The 1,302-nt window shown below is 44.9% G+C and carries 1 protein-coding gene; it reads right to left on the bottom strand.

Annotated features, from left to right (window positions below; genetic code table 11):
* Positions 1-42: 42 nt before the first annotated feature.
* Positions 43-1,302: G5 domain-containing protein (locus D8872_RS10605; RefSeq protein WP_125390880.1), on the bottom strand; the 1,260-nt coding region annotated here is incomplete at its 5' end.

Raw genomic sequence — 1,302 nt, 5'->3', positions numbered from 1 at the left:
GACTAATGGCTATGTACCAAACTTTGTGTCGGAAATGTTTTTTTACATATTTTCCTTCTTCTTCATCAGGAATAATCCTGTCAATGCTAACAGAAGGCCGAGAAGGAAAGCTGAATCTTTTGCTGTGCCTGTACTTGGTAAGGTTGCTGACTTAGTGGCTGGACCTTGACTCGAACTAGTTCCTTTAGCTCCGTGCACTTGTTCCTGCATCTGCGGGGTTGCAGTTGACTTGTAAACAACCGCATAAACACCTAGCTGATCTGTCATGTACTCGATATAATGACCTTTTTGCTGGAAGGATACCGCATCAAGCTGATTAGCCGCTGTCATAAAGAAGACATTTTCAACATCTTTATTAGATGCAACTGGAAGGCTGATAAAGACCTTACCCTTAGGTTGTACAGATTGGCCAAATTGGTCTTCTAGTCTAATGTCATAAGCATCGTAGAGCTTACCTTCTAGGCTTTGAGCTGCTACTTTCTTGACCTTCAAGGCCACAACTTGATCAAGCGTAGACTTCATGCTAATCACTTGAACCTTGGTAGCTTCGTCCGTCAAGATACGCAAGTTATTTTCTGGCTTAGATGGTTTAGATGGCTCTACAGGCTTCTCTGGTGTAGTTGGTTTGTTTGGTTTTTCTTCCTTGCTTCCAACTTCCACGATTTGATCTACTGGATCTTTGGAAACGAAGCTATCTCGAGTCACACGACCGCTTTCCTTGCCATTCTCAATCGTCACTTCAACAAGCACGGTCTTTTCGCCAGCTTTGCCTTCTTGGACAACTTTTCGGGTGCCCTTAGGCAATTGAGCATTTTCACGTTCGACGGTATTAAAGCCAACCTCTTCAGTCACCACATCCAAGCGTGGCTGCTCGACAACCAGATTCTTAACGCCTTCTGCTGGTGTAACTTGCTCAACTGGTTTGCCAACTTCCACAATCTTGTCGACTGGGGATTTGGAAACAAAGCTATCGCGAGTCACACGACCAGTTTCTTGACCATTTTCGATGGTTACTTCGACAAGCGTGGTCTTTTCACCGGCCTTGCCTTCTTTGACAACTTTTCGGGTGCCCTTCGGCAATTGTGGGTTTTCACGTTCGACGGTATTAAACGGTAGAACTTCTGTCACGATATCAAGTCGTGGTTGCTCGACAACCAGATTCTTAACGCCTTCTGCTGGACTGATTTGCTCAACTGGCTTGCCAACTTCCACAATCTGATCGATTGGATCTTTAGAAACGAAGCTATCGCGAGTCACACGACCAGTTTCTTGGCCATTTTCGATTGTTACTTCCACAAGCGT

This window comes from Streptococcus cristatus (assembly GCF_003943815.1).
Lineage (GTDB): Bacteria > Bacillota > Bacilli > Lactobacillales > Streptococcaceae > Streptococcus > Streptococcus cristatus_F.
This window is presented reverse-complemented; position numbering and strand designations above follow the sequence as displayed.